A 17,109-nucleotide genomic window follows, 5' to 3' on the forward strand; every position below is an offset into this window, starting at 1 on the left:
GAAAGGAGCAGGAACATGACTCGCAAAGAGAATATCCAAGATATTTACGGCCTGTCCCCGATGCAAAAGGGGATGTTGCTCAACCATGCGGTAGATCCGACATCTTCCGCCTATACTGAACAATTTGATTTCCGGATCGGCGGCGATGTCGATCCGGAGCGCATGGAGTGGGCGTTGAACCGGCTTTCCGAACGCCATGAAATCCTGCGCACCGTGTTTTCCTATCGCAAAACGGACGAGCCGCGCCAAGTGGTGCTGAAGTCGCGGCCGCCCGAATTTACCGTCATCGATCTGCGGGAGGAGCAAGCTCCGGAAGCGCTCGTCGAGCAATTTAAAACAGAGCAGCGGGAGAGAGGCTTTGATCTGAGCGCCGAAGTTTTGGTGCGCGGCGCCTTGTTGCGACTGGCCGACCAGAAATGGAGCTTCGTCTTCACCTTCCATCATATTCTGTTGGACGGCTGGTCGCTGGCTCCGCTCTTTCAGGAACTGTTTGGCTTCTATGCCAGCGCGACAGACGTTGAACAGCGTGCTGTACCGCCGTACGCCGATTACATTCGCTGGCTGCAAAAGCAGGACGAGACGCTTGCGGTCAACTATTGGCAGCAATATCTGGACGGCTATGAAAAAGCGGTCACGCTGCCCGCTTCCGCTGCGACCGATTCGTATGCGCACGCGACCCATCGCTTTCAGTTGCCAAACGAGCTGTCTGCCGAGCTGAGTGCGTTTGCACAAGCGCGCAACATCACGGTCAATACGATTTTTCAAACGGCGTGGGGCGTTGTGTTGCAAAAATACAACCACACGCGAGATGTCGTGTTTGGCAACGTCGTGTCGGGCCGTCCGACTGGGTTGCCCGGAATCGAAGCGATGATCGGTCTGTTCATCAACACCCTGCCGCTGCGCATCCGCACGGAAGCAGGGGACAGCTTTGCCACATTGTGCGCGAAGGTGCATAAGGCAAACTTTGACTCGTTCCCTTACGAATATTTCCCGCTGTACGAAATTCAAAGCCATTCCCAACTGAAAAATAACCTTTTGAATCATGTGGTGGCTTTTGAAAACTATCCGTTGGCCGACCAGCTTCGCGAACTGGGCTCCGATCAGGAAGGCGGTCTGCTGATCGAGCAGGTCAACGTGTTCGAACAGACCAACTACGACTTCCACATCGTGGTCAATCCGGGAACCGATTTTGTTGTGAACTTTACGTACAACGAACATCGCTATTCCAAGGAGACGATGGAGGCGTTGCAGCGCAGTCTGATCACGTTGCTAACAGCTGCCTCCGCCAACCCGGACCAATTGGTCGATCAGTTGGCGCTCTGCTCTGCAGAGGATCGCTCCCTCGTTCTCGAGCGCTTTAATGATCGTCGTCAGGACTATCCGGCCGAGCAGACGGTGGATCGTGTATTCCGCCAAGTAGCGGCTGCGAATCCGCAAAAGACAGCATTGGAGTGGAACGATCAATCGTTTACCTATGCAGAACTGGATGCATGGTCCGATCGGATCGCGCAACAATTGCGGGCAAAAGGTCTGGGGCCGAACAACACGGTCGGGCTCTTTGTACCGCGCTGCCCGGAGATGGTGGTCGGGATGCTCGGGATTTTGAAAACGGGTGCTTCGTTTGTTCCTTTGGACATGGCCAACACGGCAGAGCGGTTGCAGTACATGATCGGGGATGCTGGGGTGCAGGTGATCTGCACGCGCTCCGATTTGCGCGTACAGCTTCCACAAACTCTCGACTGCCTCCATGTCGATGAATTGAAGCAATCTTCTTCAGCGGAAGTGACCGAGGCCGCGCATCAGGCGGAGAGTCAGGCCTACCTGATGTATACGTCCGGCTCGTCCGGTCAGCCGAAAGGATGCAAAATTACGCACCGCAACATTTTGCGACTGGTGTTTGGCCCTGATTTTATCGACTTCGGGCCGCATCAGGTCATTCTGCAAACAGGCTCCCCCGCTTTTGATGCATCGACGTTCGAAGTTTGGGGCGCATTGCTGCACGGCGGCAAGCTGGTGCTGGTCGGTGAAGAGGATCTGCTCGATGCGGAGCGCCTCAAAGCAGCATTGGTGCGTCACGGGGTGCGCAGCATGTGGTTGACGTCGCCGCTGTTCAACCGCCTCTGTGAGGAAGATCCTGCGATGTTCGCTTCTTTGGAAAGTTTGATTGTCGGCGGGGACGCACTATCGGTCCGCCACATTCGCAAAGCGCAGGAACAGGCGCCAGGTCTGCGGGTGGTCAACGGATACGGACCGACCGAAAACACCACGTTTTCAACGACGCATCTGGTCACAGAAGCTGACCTTTCTGCCGAACGCATTCCGATCGGACGACCGCTGGCCAATTCTTCTGTCTACATTTTGGATCAAGGCTTGCAGCCGCTCCCGGTTGGCGCGATCGGTGAAATTTGCGTCGGCGGTGACGGTGTCGGCTTGGGCTATCAAAACAAACCGGAGCAGACAGCCCGCCATTTTGTGGCCGATCCGTTCGTTCCGGGCGGTCGGCTCTATCGCACCGGCGACCTTGGCCGCTGGCTGCCAGACGGGACGGTCGATTATATCGGGCGCACCGATTTCCAAGTGAAAATCCGCGGCTATCGGGTGGAGCTGGGCGAGATCGAACGCGCGTTGGAGAAACTGCCGAACATCAAAGAAGTGACGGTACAGGTCAAAGAGCTCGGACAGGATAAGCAACTCTGCGCGTACTACACGGCCGAAACGACCGTTGAAGTCAGCGAGTGGAGAAAAATCCTCTCCGCCAAACTGCCGCAGTATATGATTCCGTCGTTCTTCATCTTACTGGATACGATGCCGCTGACCTTGAACGGAAAGATCGATCAGCACGCGCTCCCCGACCCGGCATCAGCCCGTCAGGAAGCGCGCACACCGTCTCGCGCTCTCAATGCGGTGGAACGCTCGATCACCGACATCTGCGCGTCCGTCTTGGGCGTTCAAAGCGACGACATCGCACTCGATGACAATTTCTTTGAGATCGGGATCAACTCGTTGAACATGATCACGATCAACAATCGCCTCAAGGCGAAGTTCGAGAAGAACATTCCGCTGACGGCGATGTTCGAACATACCAGTGTGGCGCGGTTGGCCGAATATCTGGAGTCCGATGCAGGAGACAATTCGCAAGCGGAAGCAGCTCAAGCTGAAGAAGTCTCCAAATCGAGAGGCGTGTTAGTCAAAACGAGTGCATTGCTGCGCAGAAGGGAGGACAATTCGTGAAAATCAAAACGAGCTATTCCGGACTGGAGATCGCCGTCATCGGCATGGCAGGTCGCTTTCCCGGTGCGGAGAACGTGGCGAAATTTTGGGAGAATCTAGTCGGCGAGAACGAGTCGATCACGTTTTTTGAAGATGAGGAACTGATCGCGGCCGGTCTCGACCCGGAGTTGCTCGCCAAACCCAATTTTGTGAAAGCGAAAGGTGTTTTTCCTGATCTGGAGCGCTTTGACGCAGAGTTCTTCAACTACACGCCGCGCGATGCTGCGATCTTAGACCCGCAGGTTCGCGCCTTGCACGAAGAGGTGTACCATGCGTTGGAAGATGCAGGATACACGGCAGAGAACCAGCAGAACAGCATCGGTCTGTTTCTGGGGGCGACAGGCAACCTGACCTGGGAGTTGGAAACGTTACAAGCGGAGATGGAAAAAGGCGGGCACCGCTTTTCGACGACGCAGTTGAACGATAAAGACTTTGCCGCGACGCGCATCGCCTACAGTCTCAACCTGCACGGGCCGAGCATCACGATGCACAGCGCTTGTTCAACATCGCTGTACGCCATCGATTTCGCGTGTCGGCAACTTTTGACCGGGGCCTGCTCGATTGCGGTGGCTGGGGGTAGCGGATTTACCATCCCCAGTCACAACGGATACCTGTTCGAAGAGGGGATGATCAATTCCCCGGACGGTCACTGCCGCCCGTTCGATCAGGATGCGAAAGGCACCGTCGAAGGAAATGGCGTCGGCGCTGTCGTGCTCAAACTGCTCGACGATGCGATTCAGGATCGCGATCACATCTATGCGGTGATTCGCGGCACAGCTGCCAACAACGACGGCAACCGCAAAGTTGGCTACACGGCGCCGAGCGTCGAAGGCCAAGCGGAAGTGATCAAGCGGGCGCTGTTCATGGCCGACGTGCCTGCTGAAACGATCTCCTATGTGGAAACGCATGGCACAGGCACCAATCTTGGCGATCCGATCGAAGTGGCCGGTCTGAAAAAGGCGTTTCAAGGGGTCGAGACTGGTGCTTGCGGCATCGGTTCCTTAAAAGCGAGCATCGGGCATCTCGATGTGGCGGCGGGCGTTTCCTCGTTCATCAAAACCGCTTTGGCGTTGGAAAATCGGGTACTGCCCGCGAGCATCAATTTTTCCAAGCCGAATCCGGAGCTCGATCTGGAGAACAGCCCGTTTTATGTGGTGGACGCAACGAAGCAGTGGGAACGCAAAGCGGCCGATCCTGCCAATGACACGTACCATCCGCTCCGAGCAGGGGTCAGTGCATTTGGCATCGGCGGCACGAACATTCATGTGATTCTGGAAGAAGCGCCGGAGCGAGCCGCCTCGGACGCGGGGAGAGACTGGAACTTGTTCAGTCTCTCCGCGCATACCGATACGGCCCTGCAGAAGATGAAAGAGGAGTATCTCAGCTTTCTGCAGCGCGGAGGCGGAGCGGTGCATCCTGCCGACTTAGCTTGGAGCCAGAAGACTAGACAGCGTAATTTAGCGAAGCGCTTTACCTTGGCCTATCAGGGCATCGAGGATTTGGTGCGAGCTCTGGAGATGGACGCTGCAGAGGGCGACCAGTCCAAAGGGCAGTACACCACCGCTACTACAGCAAAACCGAACGTGTACTTCCTCTTCCCCGGACTGGGTTCGCAATATCCGGCGATGGCAAAAGACCTGTACGAAGCAGAGCCTGTGTTTCGGGAGGAGTTGGAAGCCTGCCTGAAAGTGGTCGAAGCGGCGGGCAACCATGACCTGCGACGGGTGCTGTTGAACCCGGTGGCGGGCGATGAAGAACTGCTGCGCGAAGTCGATTTGGCGCAACTCTCGCTCTTTGTGATCGAGTATTGCATGGCCAAGTTGCTGATCTCCTGGGGCGTTCAACCGTCCGGTCTGATCGGACACAGTCTGGGTGAATATGCGGCCGCATGTGTGGCTGGCGTGTTCACGCTGCCTGAAGCGATCAGCGTCGTGACGGCGCGTGGAAGCCTGATGAAATCGATGCCGCGCGGCGGAACGATGCTCAGTGTGAATGCGTCCGCCGAAGCGGTCGAGCCGTTGCTCAGTGCCGACCTGTCGATGGCAGCTGTGAACAGCAGCAGTCATTGCACCGTCTCTGGCCCCGTCGAATCGATCCTTGCGCTGGAATCGAAGCTGGCGGCGAACATGTTGAGCTTCCGCAAGATCCATGCGACTCATGCGTTCCACTCTCCGGTGATGGAAGGGGCGCGGGAGGCGTTTACCAAAGCGGTTGCTGACGTTGCGCTGAAGGAGCCGCAGATTCGCTATCTCTCGAATGTGACCGGAACCTGGATCACCAGTCAGGAAGCGCTGAATCCGTCTTACTATGCGGATCATATGAGCGGTTGCGTCAAATTCAGACAAGGCATGGAAGCGATCTTGAGCGATGAACGGGCGGTGCTCGTCGAAGTCGGGCCAGGGCGGGCATTATCGACCTTTGCGCGCCAGACGGAGGGACATCAGCCCCTGGGCATCGTCAACATGATCCGCCATCCACAGCAAGACGGGCCGGATGATATGGTGTTGGCCGAAAGCGTCGGGAAATTGTGGGGCCTCGGCGTGAAAATCGACTGGAAGGCCTACTATCAGGGACAAGAGCGCAATCGCATTCCGCTCCCGCTCTATCCCTTTGAGGGCCGGAAGTTCCCGATCGGTGGGGGCGTACAATTTGCGGACCTTCGTCAGGAGACGACGCAACAGATAGCTGCTGGGCAAGAGGCTTTCGATTCGTACAAGGGGTACGAGGAACAGGCAGGACAGACGGGTGGTGGGATCACAGCCGGACAAGTCCTGTGGGAATCGACGCTGTTGCCCGCATTGCACAATGTGGAGCAGAGCCGAACCTGTCTGGTGCTGACCGACACAATGTCGGAGGCAGAGCAGTTGATGAAAGAACTGCCGAAGTGGAGAAGCCTGATCTCGCGTCACGGCAGCCAGTATCGGTACGACGGAACGCTCGGCTCGGTCACCAGAAACACGAATGCGATCGATCTGCGTCTGTTGATTCAAGACCTGCGCAATCAGGCGTTGCTCCCGAACACCATTTTGCTGGTGCAGTCTACGGTTGAACAGACAGCAACCGCACTGCGGGCGCTCGTCCATGCGCTAGCCACGGAGTGGAAGGACAATCAGCCTGAAGTGGTCGTGCTGAGCCCGGTGACTCCACTTTCGAGCCATTCGGGTCTGGTCACGCTGGTGCGCGGTCTGTCGTCGGCTCATCCCAAATTGAGTCTGCGTTTGCTAGATGCGGGGTTGCCGTTGCAAGTCGAAGGGGCTGCGAAAAGCTATGCCACGCACTTGAAACGCGAACTGGCGTCAGACATCCGCCGACCGATCGTCTCCTATGTAAACGGATTGCGTCTCGTTCCGAAATATCGACCGATCGAGGTGGAGACGGAAAAAGCTGGGCAAGATCAAAACAGACATCTGGTGGTCGTAAGCCAACAGGAGAAGCTTCCGCAGGCGCTTGCACTGACCGAAAGTCTGAGCAAGCAGTTGGGCGCGCAAGTCCGTGTGTTGCCGTATCAACTAGCTCAAGCTTCGTTCGATGCGAGAACGGTCGCTCGTTTCGTCGAGGAACTGCGCGTCGCACAAGAAGAATATTTGACGCGACACAGCATCGCGGACCATGCGGATGCACACCGTCTCGTCGATGAGTATTCGGCACGCCTGACCTATGATTTTCTGAACACGGTGCTGCCGTTCGCGCCTGAGGCGACATTTACCAGACAGGAACTGGCGACAGGGCTCGGCGTGATCAACTCATTGGAGCGCTATGTCGATTACTTCCTGCACATCCTGCTGGAAGACGAACTTGTGCTGTCCAGTGCAGAGGGCAGCTACACCGTGACCGACCGCGTGCTGTCCCTGCGCGCGCCGCAAGCGATCCGCTCTGACATCGAGCGTTTGACGCCGCTGTTCACAGGTCAGCTCGACTTGCTGGAGCACTGCTTTGCCCATATGGGGCCAGCGTTGCGCGGCGATCTTCCGGCGCTCGGCGTGTTGTACCCAACAGAAGCCGGACAAGAAGATCTGCTCATCCGTTCCTACAAAGATTCGGTGCAGGAACAAGAGGACGAATTCATCAAAGAAATCTACGCAATGTTGCTGACGAAAATCGTCGGGCAGAAGAAAAAAATCCGCATCCTGGAAGCGGGCGGCGGTTATGGCGCGATCTTGCGCAAAGTTGCGCCGCTCTTGAAAGGGATCGAGGTCGAGTATTATTTTACCGACATCGGAAACACCTACATCCAGTCCTTCCAACAGTTTGCCTTGCAGGAACAGCTCGATTTCTTGCACTTCGGCCTGTTCGATGTGACCAAGCGGCCGGAAGAGCAGGGGCTTGATCCCGCTTCCTTCGATTTCGTTTTCGCGTACAATGCGGTGCACGCGACCGAATCGATTGCGGGCAGTTTGCGCAACCTGCAACGTCTGTTAAAACCGGGCGCGATCCTCTGCATGCTGGAGCGCACCCGCGTCCGCCGCTATGTCGATTTAATCTGGGGCTTGGCCGACGGTTGGTGGCATTTTGACCGGACGGAACGGGAATTGTCGCCGCTGATTGCAGTTGATGCTTGGGAGCGTCAGTTCGCAGCGCTCGGATTGAAACAGGTCACCGCGTATCCAGCCCAAGCCGATCTGCGTGAGCGTTTGGACGTCGGGATCATCTTCGGTCAAATGCCTGCCGATGTACAGATTGCACCGTATAGCGCGGGACAACAGGTCTTACCGCTTGTCTCCACAGCCGATGGTGCATCAATCGAAGCGAAACTGGGGAACGCGTTGCGCAATGTCCCTGCGCTCGATGGCATTATCGTCTGGGATCAAATCGGCGCTGGCGAGCGTGGGTTCGACTCGATCGTGCCTCGCGTTCCGCAGGAGGTGCAAGTGGCCGCTCGTGTGAATCGCGTTGCGGTGCAGTTCGGCTCCGAAGCCAACATCCCGGTCATCTCCGTCTCAGCTTTCCCGCGCGCGAGCCAATTCAATGCGATGCTGACCGAGTGGGCGGTCGCCCATGCGAAACTGGACGCCGCTACTAGCTCCTATCGCCTGTATCTGCCTGTGGACGGAGTGGTCAAGACAGAAGGCGTTCCACAGGTGATCAAAGCGATGATGGAATCGGGCATCAAACAGCTGGCGATCAACCCGGGGAACCATCCGTTCCTTTCCTTGAAGCAACTCAAGTCGAACAATGCGGATGAGCAACAAACGTCAGAGTTCCAGAACATGGAGCTTGTCGTTCGGAAAATTTGGAGCGATCTGTTCGGACGCGATGAGATCGACCTCGATGCGGATTTCTTCGAAATTGGCGGCGACTCATTCAAAATGATCCAAATGACTTCCCACTTAGAGCGTGAAGGCTACAAAGTGTTGATGAATGAAGTCTACAACTATCCGACGATCCGCTCGCTCGCCCGTTATCTGCACGATGACAGCCAGCTGAACAATCGACTGGAAACGGCAGCCGATGTGGAAGCGCGCCTGCATGAACTGACCGGCTTGCGTTGCCGTCTGGTGACAGACGCCGGAGCGGAAGCGCAGAATCTGCTGTTCGTGGAGCAAGGGACAGGCAATGTCGAGTTGGACACCGTGCGCAAACATCTGCGCAGTCTCGGCCTGCCGAGCGAACTGCTCCCGCATCATCTGTTTGTGCGGGATCTGGAGCAGCCGCTGCCAGAGCTTGCCGACCTGTTATCCACCTCGGAAAAAACCGTACTGGAGCAGCTACAAGGTCGCTTGAGCGCAGAACGAAACGCATTTGAGCAGGAGATCATCGGTCAGCCGATCACCAAACGCTACGGTCTGAGCAACACGCAGCGCATGCACTTCCGGGGCGAGACGCGTCTGCAACTGTACTTGATCGAGTTCTATGAGATGGTTGACATCGACATGCTCGAACAGGCCTTTAGCGATCTGGTCGGCAGTCATGGACTGCTGCGCAGCTGTCTGGAAAAGCGCTTGATCGGGTATCGATGGCGCGAGTACGCACCGCCGCAAAAAACGCCGCTGCCGAAGGTGGACTTGTCCGCCTTGACAGCAGAAGCGCAAGGGCGCGTGATGGATTGGTTGACCAACGAGGAATGGAGCGCCGACTTCAAAGTCTCGGGCAAACCGATGTACCATGTCAAACTGATCAAACAAAACGAGCAGCGCTACGATCTGTTTTTCCAGTTTGACCACTCGATTTTTGACATCTCGTCCGGTCAGATCATTCGCCATCAACTGTTGCAGCGCTATAAAGATCTGAAGCGCGGCGTCAAACGGGCGATGGACATTTCCACCGGATATGAGGAATATCTGGAGCAAATTCACCGCGGTCCGGTCGGGATCGATGCGGACGGACTGGCGGAAAAATTTGATCTGGCTCGCTACGGCAAATACTTGGGTATTGTCAAAGAACGGATCGACGAGCGCAAGCACCAGCGCATTGAGAAGGTGCTTTGCGAGATCGACCTGACTGCGTTCGACTTCACAGACGATGATGAAAACGGGCCGTATGAGATTGCATTGCAAATGTATATCCTCGTTATCTCGAAACTGCTGAACATCGATGCGGTGCCGTTCGTGCTGCTGTCCCAAAAGCGCCGTTACGGCGGCAAAAACTTCTCCGACGTCGTCGGCCTCGTGCTGGACGGTCTGCCGATGCTGGTTCCGGTCGATCGGGAACACCCGTCTCGCATGACCGGACTGATCCGCGAGCGCATGGATCTGGTCGGGAAGCACAATATCAATTTCATGAATCTGGTGCGCAACCTTCCGTCCTTGTTGAAGTGGGGCAAGCTGTACAAGAAGACAAAAGAAGGCTATGGCATCATGCATACCTCGCTCTTGTTGAACTATGCGGGCAACGCCGAAACGGAGTACGGGAAGATCTGGGAATACAGCTTGTCGCAACTGGATGGCGAAGATCAGGCGAAACTCGACTACGGTGATTTTTACGGACTGGTCAAAGGTCAGAAGGATAAACTGGAGTTTCTGATCTTGTGCAAGTTCGAGTCCGATGTGGAACGCGTCCGCCAGGTATTTAACGAGGAAATAGCGCACTTGATTGTGGCGCATGCAAAAAAAGAGACTGAGGGAGTCGCACATGGAACCGATTAATCTATTTTGTATTCCGTATGCGGGTGGTTCGGCCAGCGTCATTTACGGCAAATGGTCGCAAAAGCTCGACCCGTCGATTCAGGTGAAGCCACTTGAGTTAGCGGGACATGGCAGACGAATGTCGGAGCCTTTTTATCCGACGATGCAAGCGGCTGTAACTGACGTGTTGAACACGATACGGCCTCAGCTCACAGAACGTCCGTATGCGATCTACGCCCATAGCATGGGCACGATCATCGCCTACGAACTGGTGGCAGCCATTCGGGCCGCAGGTCTGCCCGAGCCGAGCACAGTCTTCCTGTCCGGTCGTCAGCCGCCGCATCACCAGTATGAAAACAAAAACATGCACCAGATGACCGATGATGACTTTCTCGAGGAAATTTGGAGCATGGGGGGAACTTCGCGTGAGGTGTTCGAATCGAAAGAGTGGCGTGCGTTGTTTCTCCCCGTCCTGCGCAATGATTATCGGATCATCGAGACCTACCGTTTTCAAGAGCCTGTGATCCGCACCAATGCCGATCTCGTGTTTTTTTACAGCGATCGAGATCATCTCGTATCCAAGCCTGGAATCTACGAGTGGGATCGTTATACGACCCAAGGCATCGAGCATCATGAGTTTCCGGGTGGACACTTTTTCTTGAACGATGCGTGGATGGAAATCTGTGCGCTGATCAACCAAAAGCTTCGCAACGGCTGAACGTAAAGCGCGCAAAAGCATGAACATGGAACCGCCAATCACTTGCCTTCAGGTGATTGGCGGTTTTTCTTTGCGGAGTATGGGGAATTGAAAGCGATCTGCAAGCTGTGTCGAGTTGGCGAAAAACGTACTGCAGACCATTCGAGCAATGACAGGTTGGGGGATTTGATGCGCGTGACTACCATCTCGACCAGTCTGGTCCTGATCGGCTGAGTGATCATTTTTGGAATCCGCATCGCAAAAGCTTCGCCAGTCGCTCGGTAGCGCGAACTGCTTGTTCGTCTTCACAATTCGGCAGTTGGGTAGGTTTTTTATTTATAATGTTGAATGTGGATAATATATATTGAAATCTCATTATGAAAATGATATATTCACAATATATTTAAAATGGGAGGGTTTTCACTTATGAAGAAGTTACTATCCTACGCACTGGCGGCAACGGTCGCGATGACAGCCATCGTTGGCGTCCAAGGTTTTACAACCCAAACAGCTTCGGCAGCCGATCCGCATGCGGTTAGTTTCTCAGGGATCACCGCATCGGCAGGGGTCAATGTTCGTTCCGGTCCGGGTACGGGCTACTCGATCGTTGCTTCCAAACCGGGCAATGTGACGGTACAATTCGCTGGGATCGAGTACGGCACGATCGTACCGGACGTCTTTCTGAACAAACCGGACCCGCGTTGGTACTACTATTTCGAGAACGGTGTGAAGCGCTACATCGCATCGGCTGTGGTCAATGGTAATGCGCCGACCTCCAAACTACGTCCGAAAGATCGCGCGATCGCGTGGGCGATCGATGCACAGGGCCGCACCGACTACAACGGCTGGTGCCAGATGTTTGTCGAGAACGCCTATGGTACGACCGGACAGTACGCTTCCGCTATTGCTGCGTCGAACAATTTGAACACTGGCAAATCGCTGGCGACAGCGCCGATCGGCTCGCTCGTCTTCTTCGCACCTGCGGCTGACAACGGATATTACGGTCACGTTGGGATCTACATTGGCGAAAACACGATGATCAACGGCCGACAGTCCGTGATCGCCGATAACATTGTGACTTCTTCTTATTTCTCCTCGCGCTATACAGGCTGGGGCAATCCACCTGCTTCTTGGCCAGGCCATAACTAAGCAAACGACGCGATCCCTTGGGGGTCGCGTTTTTTGATCCACAAAGGTCACCTGCACGCTGTGCTGTGACGCTTCGTCGGCTCAGATTTTCACAGGCCTTCCACTAAAAAGTGCTTCCACCTGACAGGTTCCCATGAGATACTCATGGTTATAGTTTATATCGATAACTGTAAAGTGGAGGGACAAGGCGTGTTCGAAATGTCTACGTTAGCTGCGTTTGTCGCGGTCGTGCTGGGTCTGTTTCTGATCCCAGGTCCCGCCGTTTTGCTCACCGCGACTCGTACGGTGCAAGGTGGGCGCAAAGCGGGCATCCTGGCGGGCCTTGGCATTGCCACGGGCGATCTGATCCATACGTTGTTCGCCGCCGTTGGACTGTCTGCGATTTTGCTGACTTCCGCCTTCGCGTTCAACTTTATCAAGTATGCAGGGGCGGCTTATTTGCTCTATCTGGGCATTCGGGCGCTACTTGAAAAGCCTGCTGACCCTACTTTGCCCAAGGTAGCGCAAGTGTCGCCGCTGCGAACGTTCGGGCAGGCGATCGTGACGGAGGTGCTCAATCCGAAAACGGCGCTGTTCTATCTGGCCTTTCTGCCGCAGTTCGTACATCCGGAGCGCGGGGCGTCGATTGCGCAGTTTGTGGTGCTTGGACTGCTCTTTGTGGTGATGGGCACGATCTATACGACGCTGATCGCATTGAGCATGCGTCCGCTCGGACGCTTGGTCAAGCGGGTCGCGTGGATCGGGCGCTGGAGCGGCAAGATCGTCGGGGCGGTCTATATCGGACTCGGGTTGAAGGTGGCATTGCAACAGCAATGAGCAAAGTAAAAAGGCTGTCCGCACCTGTACATGCAGGTGTGGACAGCCTTTTCAATTACTTGTTGGTGGAACTGGTCGCTGCGATATATTCGAAGCTCGGGCCAACAAACACGCCATCCAGTCCCGGATAGGGAGTCTGCATCAGAACGGCCGCCGTCTTGGAGACAGCGCTCATGTAGTCTGAACCTGGTCCCGGATAGGCGAGCAAGCTGGGCTGTCCATTGAACGCGTCATGCAAGGTGTTGAGCAGCTTGCTGTAGGCAAAGTTAAACTCCTCCAGCGCTTCGTAGGCAGGCGAACCTTGCGGCAGATCGGCCAGCTTGGTGTTGGTCTTGATGTTGTAGACTTGGCTCCAATCCACAGGGAAGGTCGGGCCGGTCGGAGCGTTCGGTTGGTCGCCCGCTTGATAGGTGCGTCCGAGCACGATCTGTTGAAAGCGGTAGTAGTGCGCGACCTGCTCTGGCTGATGGAAGTTTACATCATCACCGTTCCAGATCGAATCGTGAATGCCTTCCCCTTGTTCGACAATCTCATCGATCGCCAGCAGCGCCGTTTTCAAATCGGTCACCACGATGACCTCACCGCCATCTGCTGGATCATAGATGTCCGGAGTGACTTGACGCGAGGAGTCTTTGACAAAAAGCTCATTCGGGTAGCGTTCAGCCAAGTAGATAAATCCGTCCTTGATCGCTTGGTAAAACTCGCCGATCGTCGGATAGGTGTCGCCTTTGGCCAAGATCAGGCCTTCCCGCTTGCGGCGTGGAACTTGACTGACTCCCTTTTCTTGGGAAGCGGGCATCTCGATCTCCATAAACGTTTGAATCGCTTCAGGAGAGAACTTCATCAGGTTAGCTTCAAAGGCGGTCTCACCGTCCGGGAGATAGGCCGGATAGCTCGGAATGAAGCCTGGGGTGTTGACCTGCGGCACGCCGCCGATCGCATTGAGGAGATTGGCCGCCAGCGTCATGTGTAACATTTCCTGAACGGCGATGTTAAAAATGATCTGACCGGCTTGCTCATTGACCGAGTTCTGCGGGATGCTGAATACGGCAGTCAGATAGGTCGGGATCGTGGAGTGCTCCAGTTCAATTGCACTTTGCAAGTGGTCCTTCAGTTGTTCAATCGTAGTAATGGCCATCATGTCTCAACAGGGGTCGTACAAACCCCTGTTGCTACCCTCCTTCGGGATGTTGTTAATAAATAAATAAAATTATTAACATTATCATTTTGTATAACTATATCAATAATTTTCAACAATGTCAAAATTTATAGATGGAATTTGTGTGCGAAGAGAGAGGGCTGTCTGCGCCCTTCCCTTTCAGGAAGGCTCGGCATAATCTGCAGGAAGAGCAAGGGGGAAGGGGGGAAGAAGGTGGATCAAAACGTTTTTGGAATCGTCTATTGCTCGGGTCAGGAAGCGGAGGGCGAGACGCATGAGCATACGATTCTGTTGGCCACTTGGGATGGGCGCGCCGTGCATGTACACAATTTTGCGGGCACGACCTCTATTGATGTGCATCACGCCCACCGTTATGCGGGCAAGACCGCACCTGCGATCAGTGGGCGGCCACATACACACCGCTATGTGACGATCACCTCTGTTGACGATGGGCATCAGCACAAGATTGAAGGGGTCACAGGTCCAGTCGTTCCGTTGCCAGGTGGCGGGCATTATCACCTGTTTCACGGCGTTACAACTGTCAATGGAAGAACGCCACACCGCCATACGTACAGTGGACGCACAGGTGGGGAAGTGTAAAGGCCAGCAGCTACCTATCGCTGTCTGGTCGCTTGTTGCCGCCATCATTTGATCGCGATGATGATCGTGGGCTGACTGGAGGGTCGAGTGGTTTACCAGATGAATCGACCTCTCACAGCCCTTTTTCTTATGGCTGCGAAACTTGGGTCGCCAGGTCGTTTACATAGGGGAAGAATAAAATTGAAAACGAGCATGACCTTTTGGCGGGTAGAGCGAACGGCAAGATTTTGTTGGTGCCAGCGCTGGAGCAAAGTGGTAGACTAGGTTTACATTTTATTGGAAGAAGTTCGTGCGAAGAGAGGGTGCTTGCAGGATGAAAACGGAACTGTTTCAGTGCTTTGACGAGGAGATGAATCCGACCGAATGTTTGCCGCGGCAGGTGGTGCATCGCGAAGGGCATTGGCACCAGGCGATTCATTGCTGGGTTGTGGGGCTTGAGGAAGGGTCGAACAAACCGTACGTTTTGCTTCAGAAGCGCCATCCTGATAAAGATACATACCCGAATTACTACGACATCTCAGCGGCAGGACATCTGGTTGCCGGAGAGACGGTGGAGGACGGTTTGCGAGAGGTCAAGGAGGAGCTGGGAATCGAGATCGACCCCGCGATGCTGAGCTCTCTTGGCATGGTGAAAGAGGTGGCGGTGATCGCAGAGGACCTGATCGATCGGGAATTTTGCTTTGTGTACTTGTATGAAGCGAGCCTGCCATTTGCGGCCTACCGCTTGCAAGAGGAGGAAGTGATCGGGCTGTATCGCATCGACCTGTACGAGTTTGTGGAGTTGGTGAGTGCAGGCAGGGCTGAAACGCTTGGTGTGGGGATCGAACTCGATGGGCAGGGAAATTGGGTGGAGGTCAGCCGACCGATCACCTTTGCCGAACTGGTGCCCTTTTCGGCCGCCTATTTTGCTTTTTTGAACGAACATCTGCTTCAATTTGCAACGCGGAAGAAAAGTCTTCCTTTTCTGGACTAAGCGTGCTACGATGACTGTGAGAATCATTCTCAATGGAATGGAGCTATTCAATCGAGTCATGAGCAGGTGGGTTAATCGTACATGGGCACCCTAAAAATCGGAAATCGGGTTCAAAAAAATCGCCAACTCGCCTTTCATTATAAGAACTACAATTGGTTTCTCGCCGGAAGCTTTTTGTCAGAGACGGGTGACTGGTTGAATCGAATGGCGTTAAATTGGTTGGTGTTTACGCTGACCGATTCGCTCCTTTACATCGGGCTGGTCGAGTTTTGCAGGATGATTCCGATCCTGGTCTTCAGTATTTTTGGCGGGGTGGCGGCCGATAAGTGGGAACGGCGCAAGGTGATCATCGTGACGCAGCTCGGGGCGATGTGCACCACGGTGGCGCTCGGCTTTGTGGTACTGTCCGGCGTGAGTTCTTTTCTCTATCTCGCCATCTTTCTCTTGATCTACGGCATGTTTTTAGCGTTCGAAATTCCGGTGCGCAATGCGCTGATGCCCAATCTGATCCCCAAAGAGGCGATGACCAGCGGGCTGTCTTTTTTCAGCGCGACGCTCAATCTGTCCCGCATCATCGGACCTGCAGCGGCTGGTATCCTGCTGGGGGTCTGGTCGGCGCCAACGCTGATTTTTCTCAATGCGCTCAGCTTTTTGGTCAGCATCGGGACGCTGTTGATCATCCGTCCGGCCACGGACGGGGTGGTTGCGGTGCGCAAACAAAAATTTGGCGCGAGCATCAAGGAAGCGCTGTCCTTTTTTCGCACTCATTCGATCGTATTCAGCGTGTTCGTCTTGGGCATCGTGCCGATGATCTTCGGTTTTTCGTACTCGACCGTCATGCCCGCTTTTGCGAAAGATGTCCTGCAACTCGGCCCCGAAGGATTCGGTACGCTGATGTCGTTTGCGGCACTCGGGGCGATCCTCGCTTCGGTCGCCTTGGGCTTTGGGAGATACCCGTTGCCCAAAGGTTGGTTGATGTTGGTCTGCATCTTTCTGTTTGGCGGGGGCTTGGTGCTCGTTTCGCTGTCCAGCTCCTATCTGTGGGCGGTGCTGTCCATGTTTGCCATCGGCCTGTTCAGCCAAGCCTATCGCGTGATCGAGCGGGTGATCATCCAAGAGACGATTCCCGATCGACTGCGCGGACGGATTCTCAGTATTGTGATGATGGATTCAGGATTTATACCGTTTGGCAACCTGCTGATCGGGTTTCTCGGCGGGAAGGTCGGCACGGTGGCGACGCTGTGCACGATGGGTGTGATTTGTATGTTCGCTGTGCTTGGAGCGCTTCTCATCAAGCGCCAGATCACAACCGTTCAATAAGGGATTGTAAAAGCTGTTTGGATAAATCCAGACAGCTTTTACTTTTTTTCGGCAAATTTATTGA

General features: G+C 54.9%; 9 protein-coding genes. 8 read left to right on the plus strand and 1 reads right to left on the minus strand.

All coding sequences use genetic code 11. The annotated features are described in order from the left end of the window. Nucleotides 1-15 precede the first annotated feature (15 nt). The 5 genes from CIG75_RS02810 to CIG75_RS02830 all read left to right on the plus strand — a co-directional run bounded on the left by CIG75_RS02810 (nt 16) and on the right by CIG75_RS02830 (nt 12,993). Nucleotides 16-3,231: a non-ribosomal peptide synthetase gene (locus CIG75_RS02810; RefSeq protein ID WP_172844398.1), complete on the plus strand. Its 3,216-nt coding sequence runs from the start codon at nt 16-18 to the stop codon at nt 3,229-3,231. Next, the gene (locus CIG75_RS02815) at nt 3,228-10,352 is read left to right on the plus strand and encodes a type I polyketide synthase (RefSeq protein ID WP_094235275.1); all 7,125 of its coding nucleotides are present in this window, start codon (nt 3,228-3,230) and stop codon (nt 10,350-10,352) included. The genes CIG75_RS02810 and CIG75_RS02815 overlap by 4 nt, the downstream gene beginning before the upstream one ends. Beyond that, nucleotides 10,339-11,049, plus strand: a complete 711-nt coding sequence (locus tag CIG75_RS02820) for a thioesterase II family protein (RefSeq protein WP_157729350.1) — start codon at nt 10,339-10,341, stop codon at nt 11,047-11,049. Before CIG75_RS02815 ends, CIG75_RS02820 begins: the two co-directional genes overlap by 14 nt. 405 nt (nt 11,050-11,454) lie before the next feature. After that, the gene (locus CIG75_RS02825) at nt 11,455-12,177 is read left to right on the plus strand and encodes an NlpC/P60 family protein (protein ID WP_157729351.1); all 723 of its coding nucleotides are present in this window, start codon (nt 11,455-11,457) and stop codon (nt 12,175-12,177) included. A 198-nt stretch (nt 12,178-12,375) separates the two neighbouring features. Beyond that, nucleotides 12,376-12,993, plus strand: coding sequence for a LysE family translocator (locus tag CIG75_RS02830; RefSeq protein WP_407701279.1), 618 nt, complete (start codon nt 12,376-12,378; stop codon nt 12,991-12,993). Between the two features lie 55 nt (nt 12,994-13,048). Here CIG75_RS02830 and CIG75_RS02835 read toward each other — a convergent pair whose 3' ends face one another. Further along, nucleotides 13,049-14,134, minus strand: coding sequence for a ferritin-like domain-containing protein (locus CIG75_RS02835; RefSeq protein WP_094235279.1), 1,086 nt, complete (start codon nt 14,132-14,134; stop codon nt 13,049-13,051). Between the two features lie 231 nt (nt 14,135-14,365). Between CIG75_RS02835 and CIG75_RS02840 the strand changes: the two genes are divergently transcribed. The 3 genes from CIG75_RS02840 (at nt 14,366) to CIG75_RS02850 (ending at nt 17,045) form a co-directional block, all read left to right on the plus strand. Further along, complete coding sequence (locus CIG75_RS02840) at nt 14,366-14,752, plus strand: YmaF family protein (RefSeq protein ID WP_227874333.1); 387 nt, start codon at nt 14,366-14,368, stop codon at nt 14,750-14,752. A 313-nt stretch (nt 14,753-15,065) separates the two neighbouring features. Further along, nucleotides 15,066-15,725, plus strand: a complete 660-nt coding sequence (locus CIG75_RS02845) for an NUDIX hydrolase (protein ID WP_094235280.1) — start codon at nt 15,066-15,068, stop codon at nt 15,723-15,725. Nucleotides 15,726-15,806: 81 nt separating this feature from the next. Then, nucleotides 15,807-17,045 (plus strand): MFS transporter, encoded by a 1,239-nt coding sequence (locus CIG75_RS02850; RefSeq protein ID WP_094235281.1) that lies wholly within the window; start codon nt 15,807-15,809, stop codon nt 17,043-17,045. Nucleotides 17,046-17,109: the final 64 nt, after the last annotated feature.

Origin of the sequence: Tumebacillus algifaecis, from assembly GCF_002243515.1 — a bacterium.
In the GTDB taxonomy this organism is placed as follows: Bacteria; Bacillota; Bacilli; order Tumebacillales; family Tumebacillaceae; genus Tumebacillus_A; species Tumebacillus_A algifaecis.

Bases quoted from the DNA above. Each gene is read 5' to 3' on its own strand.
- CIG75_RS02810 (WP_172844398.1), top strand. From the start codon at position 16: ATGACTCGCAAAGAGAATATCCAAGATATTTACGGCCTGTCCCCGATG.
- CIG75_RS02835 (WP_094235279.1), bottom strand. From the start codon at position 14,134: ATGATGGCCATTACTACGATTGAACAACTGAAGGACCACTTGCAAAGT.
- CIG75_RS02825 (WP_157729351.1), top strand. From the start codon at position 11,455: ATGAAGAAGTTACTATCCTACGCACTGGCGGCAACGGTCGCGATGACA.
- CIG75_RS02845 (WP_094235280.1), top strand. From the start codon at position 15,066: ATGAAAACGGAACTGTTTCAGTGCTTTGACGAGGAGATGAATCCGACC.
- CIG75_RS02830 (WP_407701279.1), top strand. From the start codon at position 12,376: ATGTCTACGTTAGCTGCGTTTGTCGCGGTCGTGCTGGGTCTGTTTCTG.
- CIG75_RS02850 (WP_094235281.1), top strand. From the start codon at position 15,807: ATGGGCACCCTAAAAATCGGAAATCGGGTTCAAAAAAATCGCCAACTC.
- CIG75_RS02820 (WP_157729350.1), top strand. From the start codon at position 10,339: ATGGAACCGATTAATCTATTTTGTATTCCGTATGCGGGTGGTTCGGCC.